We start from the raw sequence: 17,025 nt of genomic DNA, 5'->3' as shown, positions 1-17,025 counted from the left end.
ATGGCTGCGGCGCAGCGCATAAACATCCCGGGGAGGCTAACCTGCAGGTCCCTCGTTAACGTTAAGCAAGGAGGCCGCGAGCCGAGTAGTAATACGGGAAAGGCTGCTCAAACTATCGGACTTGCGCAGCTGTGGCGTGCAGCCAACAGTCAGCTCGCGAATTTGCAGGTGTCAGATTCGTTAACGCCTGCCCGCAATCGTTAACGTCCGACCTGCGGTTCGCAACACATAGCCTCGCCCACAAGGCTGATGCGGAACACCGGCTCCTTGTTCTCGTCGAGCAGCTCCATGCTCCACTTCGCGTTCGGCTTCAGATTGCGCACGATGCTGCCGAGCAGATTGGCGCAGACCTCGGTCATCTCTTTCCAGGCGGCGTCGCGATCCTCGAACTCGTACGGTTGATCGGCGGCGCCGGAATAGCGGCCGGTGCTGATGCGGAAGAAATACAGCGACATCTTTTTGAACCCTTGTTGAGGGCCGCCCCCCGGCCGTTACGCAAGGCTGGGGCGCCAGTCGCTACCAAGGCATAAAAGCCGCGGGCCGTATGACTACGGCGCCGCGGTTTCGCGCGCGATGCATTCGTCAAAGGCGGGTAAATTGCGCGCGCAGTTTTGCGCTAGATGTCACTCGGTCGAGCGGCGCAACTCGAGCGGACCTTCGTTCTTCGGCTCGGATCTGGGTTCGGACTTCACTTCCGTCTTCACCGGCTCGATCCGGCCGCTCTCGACCCGCGGAGTCTCGACGCGCGCGGCGACCTCGGTGCTCGACGTGTTGACTGAACCGGTCTGCTCGGTGCTGCGCAGCGAGCGCGGCCGCGCAACGGCGCGCGCCATCAGCATCTGGTTGCCGCCCTGGTGGTGGAAGTCGCAATAGGCGAAGCCCATGCCCGAGACCGAGCCGCGGAAGCTGCGCTCATCAGTCTTTTCGAGGTTGAAACAAGGCTCGAACGGAATGCCCTTGATCGAGGCGCAAACGTTCTGGCCGCGGATCTGGAGCGTGTTGCCGGGCAGGCGGAGATGTTTCACCGGGCCTGAGCCCGAGAACTGCACGGCGCCAGCGGCGCCGAGATCGTCGAGGATGCGGCCTGCGCCGCGGGTGCCGTCGAAACAGGTGAAGGCGAAGACCTTGCCGGCAACGAAGCGGCGCGCCTCGTCGGCATTCATGCTCCCGGCAACGGCCGGCGCAAACGTCACGACTGCCGTGACAACCCCCAACACAATACGCGCAAGCATGCTCAACTCCGAACTAACCCCCGCAGCGGGCGATGCCTTATCTCTTTACCCGCTGCTTACCATACTAACCATGGCGACATTGAAGCAGCTTGGTTGGTAAAGTCTGAACGCCGTTAGACAATTTTTACCACGATGCGGCCGCGGACCTGGCCGGCCAGGATTTTCGCGCCCCATTCCGGAACTTCGTCGAGCGCAATTTCCGTAGTTATTTCAGATAGTTTTGTCCGATCCAGATCGGATGCCAGCCGCTGCCAGGCGGCTTTTCGCGGCTCGATCGGGCACATCACGGAATCGATGCCGAGAAGGCACACCCCGCGCAAAATGAAGGGTGCGACAGAAGACGGCAGGTCCATGCCGGCGGCCAGACCGCAGGCGGCGATGGCGCCGCCATACCTGGTCATCGACAGCAGATTCGCGAGCGTGGTCGAGCCGACGCTGTCGACGCCGCCCGCCCAACGCTCCTTGGCCAGCGGCTTTGGCGGCGTGGACAACTCGTTACGGTCGATCACCTCGGCGGCGCCGAGGCTCTTCAGGTAATCGGCCTCCGAGGCGCGGCCGGTCGAGGCGATGACGTGGTAGCCGAGCCAGGACAGCACCGCGGTCGCGACCGAGCCGACGCCGCCGGCAGCGCCCGTGACCACAACAGGGCCACTCTTCGGCGAGACACCGTGCTTCTCCAGCGCGAGCACGGAGAGCATCGCGGTGAAGCCTGCGGTGCCGATCGCCATGGCATCGCGCGCCGACAGGCCCTGCGGCAGAGCGACCAGCCAGTCGCCCTTGACGCGCGCCTTCTCGGCATAGGCGCCGAGATGGGTCTCGCCCATGCCCCAGCCGGTGCAGACGACCTTGTCGCCCGCTTTCCACGCGGGATGCGATGAGGCTTCGACCGTGCCGGCGAAATCGATACCGGCGATCATCGGGAAACGGCGCACCACCGGCGCCTTGCCTGTCAGCGCGAGGCCGTCCTTGTAGTTCAGCGTCGACCATTCCACGCGCACGGTGACGTCGCCGTCCATCAGCTCGGCTTCGTCGAACTGGGTGAGCGCGGCAGTGGTGCCCTTGTCGGCCTTGTCGATCCGGATCGCCTTGAACGTGGCCACAGCAAACTCCCTGACTTGTTTGACCGGGATGTTTAGCCGATCAGGCAGGCTGTGCAACCGCTCGTGCGACGGGCTTCTCCACGATCGGAAGATTGATCAGCGCCGAGAGCACGCCGAACAGGATCGAGAGCCACCAGATCGGCGTATAGGAACCGAAGTTCTCGAACACGATGCCCCCTAACCAGACGCCGAGGAAGCCGCCGACCTGATGGCTGACGAAAGCGAAGCCATACAGCGTCGCCAGCCAGCGCGTGCCGAACATCAGCGCCACCAGCGCCGAAGTCGGCGGCACCGTCGACAGCCAGGTCAGGCCGGAGACCGCACCGAACGCGATCGCCGAGAACGGCGTGATCGGGAACGAGATGAAGGCGAGCGTCGCGAGCGCACGGGTGAAATAGATCACCGAGAGGATGTAGCGCTTCGGCAGCGAATTCTGGAGATAGCCGACGCTCAACGAGCCCATGATGTTGAACAGGCCGATCGCCGCGATCACCCAGCCGCCGGTTTGCGTCGAGATGCCGCGGTCGACCAGGAACGCCGGCAGATGCACGGTGATGAAGGCGAGCTGGAAGCCGCAAGTGAAGAAGCCGAGCACCAGCAGCACATAGGAGCGATGGCCGAAGGCCTCTGCGAGCGCCTTGGTGATGGTCTGCTCATCCGCAGGCGCCGTGCTGGCGCTGCCCGCAACCGGCGGCGTCGAGATCGCCAGCGCCAGCGGGATGATCAGCAGCATCAGGAAGCCGAACACGGTGAGCGCCTGCTGCCAGCCGAAATTGTCGATCAGCGCGACGCCGATCGGCGCGAACAGGAACTGGCCCAGCGATCCCGCCGCGGTGCCCGCACCAAGCGCAAGGCCGCGCTTCTCGGCCGGCAGGAGCTTCGTGAACGCCGACAGCACCAGGTTGAACGAGCAGCCGGCGAGACCGAAGCCGACCATGACGCCCGCGCCGATGTTGAGCGACATCGGCGTCGTGGAATAGCGCATCAGCAGAAGGCCGCCGGCGTAGAGCAGCGCGCCGACGCACATCACCCGGAACAGGCCGAAGCGATCGGCAATTGCGCCGGCGAACGGCTGGCCCAGTCCCCACAACAAATTCTGAAGGGCGATGGCGAGGCCGAACACGTCGCGGCCCCAGGCGAATTCGTGGCTCATCGGCTGCACGAAGAAGCCCAGCGCCGAGCGCGGACCGAAGCCCAGCATGCCGATCGCACAACCGCAGAGGATGATGACGGTCGGTGTGCGCCAGTTGGCGGAGCGTGAGGTCGAACCGAGCTCGCTTGCTTGTGTCGACATGGGTCCTCCTCCTCGGCCATTGGCGGATCTGCAAATCGGCGCCGCTAGGCGTTTAATGCAAATGCATGAAAATCCCAAGTCGAAAATGATTGCGTTCCACGAGGGGCTGCCGCGGGAGCATTGCGTTTCATCGCAGCCTTGCCTGGCGCGACGCGACTGGACTTGACGAGAATGTGTGTGGCGAGACCTAGCGGCTCCCAGTTCAGCGTGTTATCTTTGATTTACTCAGATTGAGTATATGTAAGCTTTGGCGAAACCCACCGGCCCTCTCGGCCGGATTTCTCAGGCTCCTTATATACTCATATTGAGCATATATAACCCGAATGGGAGGCTTCGATGCCGATCACTGGAATTTACGGCCCCGACGATTTTGCCAATCGGCCTCAGGGCCAGACCATCACCCACGTCGCGCCGGCGCGAACCGGCCCCGCATTGCCGATGCCCTCGCTGGAATGGACGCCGGAGGTCGAGCGGGCCACCGCGCCGCTCTATGAGCGTCTCAAGCATGTGATCCCGCCGATCGAATGGCCGCTGATGGCGCCGACGATTCACGCGATCAATGAACTGAAGCGCGCACGCAACGCGGTGATCCTCGCCCACAACTACCAGGCGCCGGAGATCTTTCATGGCGTCGCCGACATCGGCGGCGATTCGCTTCAGCTCGCCGTCGAGGCCACCAAGGTGAAGGCCGATGTCATCGTCCAATGCGGCGTGCACTTCATGGCGGAGACGTCAAAGCTGCTCAATCCGGACAAGACGGTGCTGATTCCGGATTCCCGCGCGGGCTGCTCGCTGGCCGCCAGCATCACCGGCGCCGACGTGCGGCTGCTCCGCGAAAAATTTCCCGGCGTGCCTGTCGTTGCCTACGTCAACACGTCAGCCGAGGTGAAAGCCGAGGTCGACATCTGCTGCACCTCGTCGAACGCCGTGCAAGTGGTGGAGAGCCTCAATGCGCCCACTGTGATCTTCCTGCCCGACCGTTATCTCGCGACCTATGTCGCTTCGAAGACCGACGTCAAAATCATCGCCTGGAAAGGCGCCTGCGAAGTGCACGAGCGCTTCACGGGCGACGAACTGCGCGCCTTCCGCGAAGCCGATCCCTCCGTGCAGATCATCGCACATCCCGAATGCCCGCCGGACGTGCTGGCAGAAGCCGATTTTACAGGCTCGACCGCGCACATGATCAACTGGGTGCGCGAGCGGCGCCCGAAGCGGCTGGTGATGATCACGGAGTGCTCGATGGCCGACAATGTCCGCGCCGAGCTACCGGATGTGGAGATGCTGCGCCCCTGCAATCTCTGCCCGCACATGAAGCGCATCACGCTGTCCAACATCCTGGAGAGCCTGCTGACGCTCGGCGAGGAAGTCACGATCGATCCGGCGCTCGCGGAGCGCGCACGGCGCTCGGTCGAGCGGATGATCAACTTGAAGAATTGAGAGCGTGACATGACAAGCAACATCCACAACCTCACCCGCACCACCGACGACGTCGTCATCGTCGGCGGCGGGCTTGCCGGACTGTTCTGCGCACTCAAGCTCGCGCCGCGGCCGGTGACGCTGATCTCGGCGGCGCCGCTCGGACAGGGGGCGTCATCGGCGTGGGCGCAAGGCGGCATCGCGACCGCCGTTGCCGAAGGCGACAGCCCCGAAGCGCATGCGGCGGATACCATCGCGGTCGGCGGCGGCATCGTCGATGAGGCGGTCGCGCTTGGCATTGCGCGCGAGGCCGCGCCGCGAATTCACGATTTGCTGGCCTACGGCGTGCCGTTCGATCGCGATCTCGAAGGCCGGCTTGCCGTGGGACGGGAAGCTGCGCATTCGGCACGGCGCATCGTGCATGTCCGCGGTGACGGCGCGGGTGCTGCGATCATTGCGGCGCTGAGCGAGGCCGTGCGCCGCACGCCGTCAATCCGCCTGATCGAGGGCTTTGTCGCCGAAGCGCTGCTCACCGAGGACGGCGCCGTCACCGGCATTCAGTTGCGCGAGGCCGGCAATTTCGCAGCGAAGCCCGTGATGATCGCTTCGCGCGCGGTGGTACTGGCGACCGGCGGCATCGGCCATCTCTATGCCGTTACCACCAATCCGGCCGAGGCCAATGGGTCGGGCCTTGCGATTGCCGCGCGCGCCGGCGCTGTGATCGCCGATCCTGAATTCGTGCAGTTCCACCCGACCGCGATCATGGTCGGCCGCGATCCCGCGCCGCTTGCGACGGAAGCACTGCGCGGCGAAGGCGCAACGCTGATCAACGGCCAGGGCGAACGCTTCATGGCGGCACTCCATCCGCTCGCCGAGCTCGCGCCGCGCGACATCGTGGCCCGCGGCGTGTTCGCCGAGATCGCAGGCGGTCGCGGCGCCTTCCTCGATGCGCGAGAAGCACTGGGCGCGCGCTTCGCCGACAAATTCCCGACCGTGCATGCAAGCTGCATCGCCGCCGGCATCGATCCGGCGACGCAAGCCATCCCGATCGCACCGGCCGTGCATTATCACATGGGTGGCATCGCGGTGGACGCACGCGGCCGCAGCTCGATCGACGGGCTGTGGGCCGGGGGAGAAGTGTCGTCCACCGGTGCGCATGGCGCCAATCGGCTTGCCTCCAACTCGCTGCTCGAGGCCGTGGTCTATGCCGCACGCATCGCCGACGACATCGCCGGCCACGCAATCCCTGCACCCGCCCGCCTTCCCGATCGGCTGGTGACGCCGGGCGGTGGAGCGCCCGATGCAGCGAGCGTGAAGCAGTTGCGCACGATGATGAGCACGCATGTCGGCGTCATCCGCGAGCGCGACGGACTTGCAGACGCCGTACGCAGTGTTGCTGCGCTCGAGCACACGGCCACGAGCATCGCTGTCCGCAACATGGCGACAGCGGCCCTCCTCGTGTCCGCCTCAGCCTGGAGCCGACGCGAAAGCCGCGGCGCGCATTTCCGCTCCGACCATCCTGCGGAGGTGCCCGCGCTGGCGCAGAGAACGATGACCACGCTCGCTGGGGCGCGCGAGGTTGCCGACAGTCTCACCGAGCTTTCAACGCCGCGCATCGCGCAATCCATGATCGCCTGACGGAGTTTTTCATGATCACCCCGACCTCCCTGCTCTATCCCGACGCCTTTCTCTCTCCGCTCGCCGTCGACGAGGCTGTGCATCGCGCGCTCGACGAGGACCTTGGCCGCGCCGGCGACGTCACCTCGCTCGCGACGATCCCGGAAGCGACCAAGGCGCAGGCCATCCTCGTCGCGCGGCAATCCGGCGTCATCGCCGGTCTGCCGCTCGCGCTGGCGACGCTGCAAAAGCTATCGCCCGACATCGAGGTGCGCGCGCATGTCCGCGACGCCGCGCGCGTTGCCCGCGGGCAGCAGGTCCTGACGATCTCCGGCCCGGCCCGCGCCATTCTTACAGCGGAGCGGACCGCACTGAATTTCGTCGGCCGCCTCTCCGGCGTCGCCACGCTCACGGCCGACTACGTCGCGCGCACGGAGGGCACGAAAATGCGTATCTGCTGCACGCGAAAGACCACGCCGGGATTGCGGGCGCTGGAGAAATACGCGGTGCGTTGCGGCGGCGGCTTTAACCATCGTTTCGGCCTCGACGATGCGATCCTGATCAAGGACAATCACATCGCGGTCGCCGGCGGCATCCGCCCCGTGCTGGAGCGTGCCCGCAGCTACGCCGGCCATCTCGTCAAGATCGAGATCGAGGTCGATACGCTGGCGCAGCTCCGCGACGTCCTCAACACCGGACTTGCCGAGGCGGTGCTGCTCGACAACATGGACATCGCGACGCTGCGCGAAGCGGTGCGGATGAGCGAGGGCCGGGTCGCGCTGGAGGCGTCGGGTGGCGTCACATTGGACTCGATCGCGGCGATCGCAGCGACCGGCGTCGACTACGCCTCATCCGGCGCGCTGACGCATTCGGCGCCGAATTTCGACTGCGCGCTGGATATTGAGATGTGATGCGGTCTACTCCCTCTCCCCGTTCTTACGGGGCCGCGACGAGCTTCGCTCGCGCTGAAAGGGTCGGGGTGAGGGGCCTCTCTCCACATAGGCGACTGTCGCGAGACCTGTACCCCCTCACCCGGATTGCATCTTCGATGCAATCCGACCTCTCCCCGCAAGCGGGGCGAGGTTAAGAAAGACTATCGCCGTTCGACCACGCCCATCTCGGCGGAGCTCTTGGCTTCCTGGGCGAGCTCCGCCGAGAGCGCGGCGGTCTGCGCCGGCGTGCCCCAGCTCGGCTCCTCGCTGCCGTCGCCCCAGTTGCGCGGCCGGTAGAAGGTGTGCACGCCGAATTTGTACATCTTCTTCATCTCGGCGACCCAGGACGGACGCACCCAATAGGCGTGGTAGTGCGTCGACTTGCCGACTTCGGGCAGCCAGATCTGACCGTCGAGCATCGCCTTCGAAATCCTCTTGGCGCGCTCCCACATCTCCGGCTCGCGGATCACGTCGGGATTGTTGTCGCAGGCAAAGGTGAACTGGCAGGCGAAATGGCGGTACTTGTTCTGATAGACCACGCCGCACACGGTGTCCGGATATTTGCCGGAGAACACGCGGTTCATCACGACTTGCGCGACCGCGATCTGGCCGCGCACGGCCTCGCCGCGGGATTCGAAATAGACGGCCTCAGCGAGGCACTTCTCAGACTTCGCGCGTGACTTGTCGTCGAGCGCCAGCCGCTCGGCCGGCGATTTGGCGCGCTGGTTGTCGGAATTGACCTCGCCCTTCGGCGCGACGCTCTCGCCGCTCTCGCTGTCCTTCACGACGTCGTCCGACGGTGGCGACAGCGAGGCCAGCTTCATGTCGGGGTCGGGCATCACGATCAGCGGCTCCGCGCCGGGCTGCCAGCTCTCGATGCTTTCGACATTGCCGCCGAGCGAGGAGCTGCCGAAAAACAGGTTCGAGGTCTTGACGCTGAAGGGATCGCGCGGCGGCGCGGCGATCGTCGCCTGCTTCAGCGCGGCGATCGTCGCCTGCTTCAGCGCGGCGAGCGGCTGGGCCGCAAAGGAGAGCGCATTGTCGCCGGCCTTCGGCGGATTGGCATATTGCGGCAGTGGCGGCGCGCGCATCGCCTCCTGGAGCTCGGGATCGAGCGCTGCCGCGGACTCCGGCGACATCGCTTGTGGTTGCGCGACCGGCAACTCGACCGTCTTGGCGCCGAACACCGAGCTATTCGAGGTCGCGGGACTTTCCTGTGCGGGAGCTGCAGGCGGCGCTGCCACCTCGGGCGCCTGCGCTGGCGTCACGGTGGCGAGACGGTCACCCTTCAAAGCGCGATCAACCTTGGGGAAATCGGAGGCCTGGTAACGCGTCGGCGCCTGGAACACCGGATTGCGCGTGACGGCGCCGGTGACGTCGCGGCCATCGAGGCTCTCGAGGCGAACCATTGCACTCTGTGGAATCGACGTTCCGATCGGACGCGAAAAGCTGTAGGTGGCGAGCTGAATGGACGAGGCTGCGGAGAATACCTGCTTCTGCCAACGTTCGGCGACGCCGGGCTGACGCGCCAGCAACGAGCCTATGTCCTGATAGCCGGTCTCTCTCGGCATCAATGCGAAGATGCAGAGACCGATTCCGAAGGATGCGAACCGCGCACCCTTCGGATGGTTACGCAACACTGACATCGATACGCTCACGCTACGCTTACACTAGAGAGATCGAGCCGCAGTACTTCCGTGCAATTCGATCTTTATCGTGAGTATCTAATTTAGGTTGCCGGGGCGTTAATCGGCGTTGCGCGCGAAGCACACTCAAGCGATGTCAGGTGTTTTCACGGGGCGTTTGCGCGCGTGGTAAATGCGGGCTGATGTGAAGCGGTAAACATCTGGTCAACGCGAATGGTGAAGGAACTCTTGCGCGTGCGTATCATTACGGGACGCGCGATGAGTTCCCGCTGTTGCAACACTCGTCATTGCGAGCGCAGCGAAGCAATCCAGAGTCTCTCCGCGGAGGGATTCTGGATTGCTTCGCTGCGCTCGCAATGACGGCGTGGAAAGAGCGGCGCACAAAATGAAGAGGCGGGGTTTTGGCCCCGCCTCTTCGCACTTAACACTTCAACTCGTCGCTTACGCCTGGCTCGCAACCACCTTGCCGAGCGCAGCCTGCGCAGCGGCGAGACGGGCGATCGGCACGCGGTAGGGCGAGCACGACACATAGTCGAGACCGATATTGTGGCAGAACGCGACGGAAGCGGGATCGCCGCCGTGCTCGCCGCAGATGCCGACCTTGAGCTTCGGACGCGTCTTGCGGCCGCGTGCGACGCCGATCTTGACGAGCTCGCCGACACCTTCCTGGTCGAGCGCAACGAAGGGATCGATCGGGAGGATGCCCTTGGACACATAGGTCCCGAGGAAGCTCGCCGCGTCGTCGCGGCTGATGCCGTAGGTGGTCTGCGTCAAATCGTTGGTGCCGAACGAGAAGAAATCGGCGCTCTCCGCGATCTCACCCGCAAGCAGGCAGGCGCGCGGCAGCTCGATCATGGTGCCGACCTGATAGGTGAGTTTTGTATTCGTGTCGCGCATCACCGCTTTCGCGGTGGCGTCGATGCGTGCCTTGACCAGATCGAGCTCCATCTTGGTCGCGATCAGCGGCACCATCACCTCAAGGCCGACGGCCTTGCCGGTACGCTTCTCGGCTTCGACTGCAGCCTCGAAGATCGCGCGTGCCTGCATCTCGGCGATTTCAGGATAGGCGATCGCGATGCGGCAGCCGCGGAAGCCGAGCATCGGATTGAACTCCGACAGCTCGCGTGCACGGTCGGCCAGACGCCGCGGGTCGGTGTTCATGGCGCGCGCCACTTCCTCGACCTCGGCATGGGTGTGCGGCAGGAACTCGTGCAGCGGCGGGTCGAGCAGACGGATCGTGACGGGCAGCCCCTTCATGATCTCGAACAGCTCGACGAAGTCGGCGCGCTGCATCGGCAACAGTTTTGCGAGCGCAGCGCGGCGCGACTGCTCGTCCTCGGAGAGAATCATCTCGCGCACCGTACGGATGCGCGTCTCCTCGAAGAACATGTGCTCGGTGCGGCAGAGGCCGATGCCTTCAGCGCCGAACTTGATCGCGGTGCGGGCGTCCTCCGGCGTATCGCCGTTGACGCGGACGCCGATCTTGCGGACCTGGTCGGCCCATTTCATCAGCGTGCCGAACTCGCCGGAAAGCTCCGGCTCGATCATCGGCATGCGGCCGGCCAGAACCTGGCCGAGCGAGCCGTCGATGGTGATGACGTCACCGGCCTTGTAGGTGCGCGAACCGATGCTCATGGTGCCACGGCCGTAATCGACACGGATGGTGCCGCAGCCGGAGACGCAGGGCTTGCCCATGCCGCGCGCGACCACGGCGGCGTGCGAGGTCATGCCGCCACGGGTGGTCAAGATGCCTTCGGCAGCGTGCATACCGTGGATGTCTTCGGGGCTGGTCTCGATGCGGACCAGAATGACCTTGCGCCCGTCGCCCTGGAGCTTTGCCGCTTCGTCCGAGGAAAACACGATCTCACCGGAGGCGGCACCGGGCGACGCCGGCAGGCCGGTCGCGATCACGTCGCGCTTGGCGTTGGGATCGATGGTCGGATGCAGGAGCTGGTCGAGCGAGGCGGGATCGATCCGCATCACCGCTTCCTTCTTGGTGATCAGGCCCTCATTGGCGAGCTCGACCGCGATGCGCAGCGCGGCCTTCGCCGTGCGCTTGCCGCCGCGGGTCTGCAGCATCCACAGCTTGCCCTGCTCGACCGTGAACTCCATGTCCTGCATGTCACGGTAGTGCTTCTCGAGCTGCGTGTAGATCCGCGTCAGCTCCTTGAAGGCTTCCGGCATCGCCGCTTCCATCGACGCCTTGTCGGAGCCCGATTCCTTGCGCGCCTCTTCGGTGATGTCCTGCGGCGTGCGGATGCCCGCCACCACGTCCTCGCCCTGCGCGTTGATCAGGAACTCGCCATAGAGCTTGCTCTCGCCGGTCGAGGGGTTGCGGGTGAACGCAACGCCGGTCGCCGAGGTCTCGCCCATGTTGCCGAACACCATGGCCTGCACGTTGACCGCGGTGCCCCAGGACTCAGGGATATCGTGCAGCCTGCGGTAGGTGACCGCGCGCGCATTCATCCAGGATGAAAACACCGCGCCGACCGCGCCCCAGAGCTGGTCATGCGGATCCTGCGGGAAATCCTTCCCGGTCTCGCGCGCGACCGCGTCCTTGTACTTGCCGACCAGATCGACCCAATCCTCGGCGGTGAGGTCGGTGTCGAGCGTGTAGCCCTGGCTATCCTTGAAGGTGTCGAGGATCTCCTCGAAGTGATGATGTTCGAAGCCGAGCACCACGTCGGAATACATGGTGATGAAGCGGCGATAGCTGTCATAGGCAAAACGACGATCGCCCGACAGCTCCGACAGCGCTTCCACGGTCTCGTCGTTGAGGCCGAGATTGAGCACGGTGTCCATCATGCCCGGCATCGAGGCGCGCGCGCCGGAGCGCACGGAGACGAGCAGCGGGTTTTTGGTGTCGCCGAACACCTTGCCGGTCAGCTTGCCGACATGGTCCAGCGCCTTCTCAACCTGCGACTGCAATTCCTTCGGATAGGATTTGTCGTGGGCGTAGAAATAGGTGCAGACCGAGGCCGGAATGGTGAAGCCCGGAGGCACCGGCAGACCGAGATTGGCCATCTCGGCGAGGTTGGCGCCCTTGCCGCCGAGCAGGTCGCGCATCTCCGAGCGGCCCTCGGCCTTGCCGTCGCCGAACGTGTAAACCCACTTGCCGGCCTTGATTGCGGCCGAGGCCGCCTTGGCGGGCGCAGTCTTCGCAGCAACCTTGGCGGCAACCTTCGGCGCAGCCGGCTTGGTCACAGCCTTTGCAGCGGGTTTCGCCGCCGGCTTGGCAGCGGCCTTCACAGCCGCCTTGGCGACCGGCTTCGGGGCGCTCTTCACGGCGCTCTTGGCGAGCGCCTTTCGGGCCGCCGGCGCGGCCTTCGCCTTGGCGGAAGACTTTGATTTCGCTGCAGTTTTATTAGGCTTCGAGGCGGCTTTGGCCATAGCTTGCACACAACCTGCGAGAGGAATGGGAAATCGCGCGCCTTACACCACTTTGGGCAGGCCCGCGCAAGTCGAAGAGTTCCGGAAAATGAGGCCTAGAGATGGAGCCACTTCAACAATCCAAGTCCGATCGCACCATTGATGATGAGAAAGATCGCAACGATCAGGTTGAGGAGGCGCGGCATGATCAAAATGAGCACACCCGCAATCAGCGACAGGATCGGCGAGATGTGGGCGATGGTGAGATGCATGAAGAGTCTTCCTGTGTCGTGAGGCGAATCGCGGGCGGATCATAGCGGACCGGGTTCCGCGGGTAGAGACGCGCGAGGCCGCATCGGGTTCCCCGCTTCGCGAAAACTGCCCGAAATTGCCCCGTATGCGGCAGGCCTTTTCCGGAACATCACGCGCGCCGCAGCATTGGCAACCGGTCGCGCCACTGGCGCCGGCTGAAATCAATTCGAAGGAGTTGCTCATGCGGAACAGGATTCTCGCCCTCGCAGCGCTTGGCGTCGCGCTCGGCTCGCCGATCGCGGCGCAGGCGCAAACCGGGATCACGGTGGGACGCGCGCCCGTCGTGGTCGACAGCGGCCCGGCCATCGCGGTGGAACAGCGGCCGGCTTTCCGTGACTATGTCGTCGAACAACGTGTGCCCGCCTTCAGCATTCCCGATCGTGTGGTGGTCGGCGCCACCTTACCCGAGACCGGCGTCACCTATTATGACGTGCCGCAACGTTTCGGCGCGACGACTTATCGCTACACCGTCGTGAACGGCGAGACCGTGCTGGTCGAGCCGCGCACGCGCCGCATCGTCGAGGTGATGGATTAGCGCTCAACTCGATGTCCGGCGCGTCATATCAATCAGGCTGACGCGCATCGCGTAGTCGGACATCAGGCCCCGCCCGGTCTTCCCCCGCCGGGCGGGGCTTTTTTTGCGAGATCAATCCTGGATCTTCGAGAAGTCCGCCACTGCACGCGTGGCGCTGCGGATCTCGTTGAGCAGCTTCAGGCGGTTCTCGCGCACCTTCGCATCATCGTCGTTGACGCGGACCTTGTCGAAGAATGCATCGACCGGCGGACGCAGTTTTGCCATTGCGCTCATGGCCGCGGCAAAATCTTCCTTGGCGACGGCAGCACTGGCTTCCGCCTTCACCTCGCCGATCGCCTTGGCCAACGCCCTCTCTTCGCCAAGGCTGTAGAGCGCAGCATCAGGCGCGCCGTCGAAGCTGCGCTTGTCCTTCTTCTCCTCGATACCAAGGATGTTGCTCGCGCGCTTGATGCCGGCGAGCAAATTCTTGCCGTCGTCGGTCTCGAGAAACGTACCGAGCGCCTCGACGCGGCGGACGATCATCAGCAAATCGTCCTGGCCACCGAGCGCGAACACGGCATCGACGAGATCGTGACGCGCGCCTTGCTCACGGAGCTGGACTTTCAGACGGTCAGCGAAGAAGGCGAGCAGATCGCTCGGGAGCTTCTGCGCATCCGCAGGCCTCACTGACAAGCCGGCGAGCGCGGACGCAGCTACTTTCATCAGCGAAAGCCGAAGCGCGTTCTCGGTAATCAGCCTGATCGCACCCAGCGCAGCGCGACGCAGCGCATACGGATCCTTCGATCCCGTTGGCTTCTCGTCGATCGCCCAGAACCCGACCAGCGTATCGATCTTGTCTGCAAGCGCGACCGCGACACTGACCGGATCGGTCGGCACGCGATCCGCGGGCCCTTGCGGCTTGTAGTGTTCCTCGCACGCGGCGGCCACGGAGGCATCCTCGCCCTGCGCCAGCGCGTAGTACCTGCCCATTAGGCCCTGCACCTCAGGGAATTCGCCGACGACTTCGGTCAGCAAATCCGCCTTGGCGAGATGCGCAGCACGCGTCGCCTTGGCGACATCGGCGCCGACCAGCGGCGCGATCTCGGCTGCGAGCCGCTCGATCCGCTTGATCCGCTCCGCCTGCGTCCCGAGTTTCTCGTGGAACACGATCTGCTCGAACTTCGGCAGCCGGTCCTCGAGCTTCGTCTTGAGATCGGTCTCGTAGAAGAACTTCGCATCCGACAGGCGCGGACGGATCACGCGCTCGTTGCCGGCGACGATGACCTTGCCACCGTCGGTCGCCTCGATATTGGCGGTGAGGACGAATTTGTTGGTCAGCTTCCCGGTCTTGGGATCCTTGACCACAAAACACTTCTGGTTGTTGCGGATGGTGGCGCGGATCACCTCGTCCGGAATCGCGAGATATTCTTCTTCGAACGATCCCATCATCACGACAGGCCATTCGACGAGGCCCGACACCTCGTCCAGCAGCACCTGATCCTCGACCAGCTCGAAGCCCTGCGCAAACGTCAATTCCTTGGCGTCGGCAAAGATGATGTCCTTGCGCGCCTGCGGATCGAGAATGACCTTTGCGGCCTTCAGCTTGGCTTCGTAGTCCTCGAAACGGCGCACGGAAATCGCCGCCGGCGCCATGAAGCGATGGCCGTAGGTGGTCTGGCCGGTCTCGATGCCGTCGACCGAGAATTTCACGACATCCGGCTCTTCCGTCTCGGGTCCGAAGGTCGCGGTGATCGCGTGCAGCGGACGCACCCAGCTCAGCGAGCCCGGTTTTCCGGAGCGCGCGCCCCAGCGCATCGATTTGGGCCAGGGGAAGGTGCGGATGATGACGGGCAGGATTTCCGCGAGCACGTCGATCGCGTCACGCCCGGCCTTCTCGATCAGCGCGATATAGAAGTCGCCCTTGGCGTCGCGCTGGATCTTGGCCTCATCCAGCGACTTCAAACCTGTCGCTTTCAAAAAGCCCTGCACGGCCGTATCGGGGCCGCCGACTTTCGGTCCGCGGCGTTCAGTCTTGAGATCAGGCTGACGCGCGGGGATGCCGTGCACGGTGAGCGCAAGGCGGCGCGGCGTCGCGAAGGCCTTCGCGCCCTCATAGACGAGGCCTTCGGCGACGAGCTTCTCGGTGACAAGGCGGCGCAGATCGTCGGCCGCCTTGGCCTGCATGCGCGCGGGAATTTCTTCCGAGAACAGTTCAAGCAAAAGATCGGGCATCAGGCCGCTCCGCCCGCTTCAGTATGGATCCAGGCCTCGCCGCAGGCTTTTGCCAATTCGCGCACACGAAAAATGTAGCTCTGCCGCTCGGTCACGGAGATCACGCCGCGCGCATCCAAGAGGTTGAACACGTGACTGGCCTTGATGCACTGGTCATAGGCCGGCAGCGACATCAGATGCGCCTCGCGCTTGCCGTCCTTCCAGCCTGCGTCGAGATATTTCCGGCAGGCCGCTTCCGCCATCTTGAACTGCTCGAACAGCATCGCGGTGTCGGCAACTTCGAAATTGTGCTTCGAATATTCCCGTTCGGCCTGCAGGAAGACGTCGCCATAGGTGACCTTGGCATCGCCGTCGCGGCCGTTGAAGTTGAGGTCGTAGACGCGGTCGACGCCCTGCACATACATCGCGAGGCGCTCAAGCCCGTAGGTGAGCTCGCCCGCGACCGGTGCGCATTCGACGCCGGCGACCTGCTGGAAATAGGTGAACTGGCTGACTTCCATGCCGTCGCACCAGCACTCCCACCCGAGGCCCCAGGCGCCCAGCGTCGGGCTCTCCCAATCGTCCTCGACGAAGCGGATGTCGTGCACGGCGGAATCGATGCCGATCGCGGCGAGCGACTTCAGGTACAGCTCCTGAAGGTTCGGCGGCGACGGCTTCATGATCACCTGGAACTGGTAGTAGTGCTGCATCCGGTTCGGATTCTCGCCGTAGCGGCCGTCCTTGGGCCGGCGCGAGGGCTGCACATAGGCCGCGTTCCAGGGCTTTGGCCCGAGTGCGCGCAGCGTGGTCGCCGGATGGAAGGTACCCGCGCCCATCTCCATGTCGTAGGGCTGCAGGATCACGCAGCCCTGCTCGGCCCAGAACCGCTGGAGCGCGAGGATAAAACCCTGGAACGAGCGTTCCGGGCGCATATGGGCGGGCAATGAGGCGTCCATCGTCAGATCAGGCTCTCGCGGGGGGTTTTGAATCGCGCGGGACCGTATCGACGGCGGGGGTGGGAATCAAGGCAAAGGGGCGGATTCGGGCTTAACGACTGCCCTGGGACGGCGCCGGTGGGCAAAGGCGCACTTGCGCCGTGCCCACCATCTTTCCCGGATTACGGCGCGGTGGTGGGCGAGCTTCGCTTTGCCCACTCTACGGCACCTCTCGTGTTGAGAGCGGCTAACCCGGCCGGTAAGCTCCGGTCACGGGATCACGCTTCAACGTCTGGATATTCCCCATATGGGCGGCCTCGGCGACGCGCGAGAGGCGCATCTCCTCCAGCTCCTGGTTGATCCGGACAGCGGTCTTGTAGGCCCAGCGGACCACGGCAAGCCCGCCCAGGACGCCCGCGAAAGCGACGAACGGCGGCATCGGTCGTT

14 protein-coding genes and 1 pseudogene are annotated in these 17,025 nt (G+C 64.5%); 5 read left to right on the top strand and 10 right to left on the bottom strand.

The window, feature by feature from the left end:
* Positions 1–200: 200 nt before the first annotated feature.
* The 4 genes from FXB40_RS09260 to FXB40_RS09245 all read right to left on the bottom strand — a co-directional run bounded on the left by FXB40_RS09260 (position 201) and on the right by FXB40_RS09245 (position 3,626).
* Positions 201–455 (bottom strand): DUF6894 family protein, encoded by a 255-nt coding sequence (locus FXB40_RS09260; RefSeq protein WP_148771899.1) that lies wholly within the window; start codon positions 453–455, stop codon positions 201–203.
* A gap of 168 nt (positions 456–623) precedes the next feature.
* Positions 624–1,232 (bottom strand): hypothetical protein, encoded by a 609-nt coding sequence (locus tag FXB40_RS09255; RefSeq protein ID WP_148771898.1) that lies wholly within the window; start codon positions 1,230–1,232, stop codon positions 624–626.
* A 113-nt stretch (positions 1,233–1,345) separates the two neighbouring features.
* Positions 1,346–2,332 (bottom strand): acrylyl-CoA reductase (NADPH), encoded by a 987-nt coding sequence (gene acuI, locus FXB40_RS09250; protein ID WP_148771897.1) that lies wholly within the window; start codon positions 2,330–2,332, stop codon positions 1,346–1,348.
* 40 nt (positions 2,333–2,372) lie between these two features.
* Complete coding sequence (locus FXB40_RS09245; RefSeq protein ID WP_148771896.1) at positions 2,373–3,626, bottom strand: MFS transporter; 1,254 nt, start codon at positions 3,624–3,626, stop codon at positions 2,373–2,375.
* Positions 3,627–3,962: 336 nt separating this feature from the next.
* On the opposite strand from FXB40_RS09245, the gene nadA reads away from it, so the two are divergent.
* The 3 genes from nadA to nadC are packed head-to-tail and all read left to right on the top strand — an operon-like array spanning position 3,963 to position 7,570.
* Positions 3,963–5,063, top strand: a complete 1,101-nt coding sequence (gene nadA / locus FXB40_RS09240) for a quinolinate synthase NadA (RefSeq protein WP_148771895.1) — start codon at positions 3,963–3,965, stop codon at positions 5,061–5,063.
* Positions 5,064–5,072: 9 nt separating this feature from the next.
* A complete protein-coding gene (locus FXB40_RS09235) occupies positions 5,073–6,680 on the top strand; it encodes an L-aspartate oxidase (RefSeq protein ID WP_148771894.1) in 1,608 nt (535 codons plus the stop codon).
* 11 nt (positions 6,681–6,691) lie between these two features.
* A complete protein-coding gene (nadC, locus tag FXB40_RS09230; protein WP_148771893.1) occupies positions 6,692–7,570 on the top strand; it encodes a carboxylating nicotinate-nucleotide diphosphorylase in 879 nt (292 codons plus the stop codon).
* 182 nt (positions 7,571–7,752) lie between these two features.
* Here nadC and FXB40_RS09225 read toward each other — a convergent pair whose 3' ends face one another.
* From FXB40_RS09225 to FXB40_RS09215, 3 genes are all read right to left on the bottom strand, one after another.
* Positions 7,753–9,237 carry a cell wall hydrolase gene (locus FXB40_RS09225; protein WP_187436748.1) on the bottom strand — a complete coding sequence of 495 codons (1,485 nt, stop codon included), beginning with the start codon at positions 9,235–9,237 and terminating at the stop codon, positions 7,753–7,755.
* 441 nt (positions 9,238–9,678) lie between these two features.
* The gene (gene ppdK / locus FXB40_RS09220; protein WP_187436747.1) at positions 9,679–12,627 is read right to left on the bottom strand and encodes a pyruvate, phosphate dikinase; all 2,949 of its coding nucleotides are present in this window, start codon (positions 12,625–12,627) and stop codon (positions 9,679–9,681) included.
* 95 nt (positions 12,628–12,722) lie between these two features.
* On the bottom strand, positions 12,723–12,878 hold the full coding sequence (locus tag FXB40_RS09215) for a DUF3096 domain-containing protein (RefSeq protein WP_084291949.1): 156 nt from the start codon (positions 12,876–12,878) through the stop codon (positions 12,723–12,725).
* A gap of 114 nt (positions 12,879–12,992) precedes the next feature.
* On the opposite strand from FXB40_RS09215, the pseudogene FXB40_RS50350 reads away from it, so the two are divergent.
* Together FXB40_RS50350 and FXB40_RS09205 are read left to right on the top strand one after the other, a co-directional pair.
* Positions 12,993–13,046: pseudogene (locus FXB40_RS50350) on the top strand (hypothetical protein); the annotation flags it as partial.
* A 53-nt stretch (positions 13,047–13,099) separates the two neighbouring features.
* Positions 13,100–13,453, top strand: a complete 354-nt coding sequence (locus tag FXB40_RS09205; RefSeq protein ID WP_148771890.1) for a DUF1236 domain-containing protein — start codon at positions 13,100–13,102, stop codon at positions 13,451–13,453.
* Positions 13,454–13,564: 111 nt separating this feature from the next.
* Here the strand turns inward: FXB40_RS09205 and glyS are convergent, their stop codons facing one another.
* The 3 genes from glyS to FXB40_RS09185 all read right to left on the bottom strand — a co-directional run bounded on the left by glyS (position 13,565) and on the right by FXB40_RS09185 (position 17,017).
* A complete protein-coding gene (glyS, locus tag FXB40_RS09200; protein WP_148771889.1) occupies positions 13,565–15,664 on the bottom strand; it encodes a glycine--tRNA ligase subunit beta in 2,100 nt (699 codons plus the stop codon).
* Entirely contained in the window at positions 15,664–16,599 is a 936-nt protein-coding gene (locus FXB40_RS09195) for a glycine--tRNA ligase subunit alpha (RefSeq protein ID WP_148771888.1), read from the bottom strand. The genes glyS and FXB40_RS09195 overlap by 1 nt, the downstream gene beginning before the upstream one ends.
* 226 nt (positions 16,600–16,825) lie before the next feature.
* On the bottom strand, positions 16,826–17,017 hold the full coding sequence (locus FXB40_RS09185; RefSeq protein ID WP_008131462.1) for a hypothetical protein: 192 nt from the start codon (positions 17,015–17,017) through the stop codon (positions 16,826–16,828).
* Between the last annotated feature and the right edge of the window lie 8 nt (positions 17,018–17,025).

Origin of the sequence: Bradyrhizobium rifense (assembly GCF_008123425.1) — a bacterium.
GTDB classification, from domain to species: Bacteria; Pseudomonadota; Alphaproteobacteria; order Rhizobiales; family Xanthobacteraceae; genus Bradyrhizobium; species Bradyrhizobium rifense.
The sequence above is the reverse complement of the archived record's forward strand: the minus strand, read 5'-3'. Positions and strand labels throughout refer to the sequence as shown.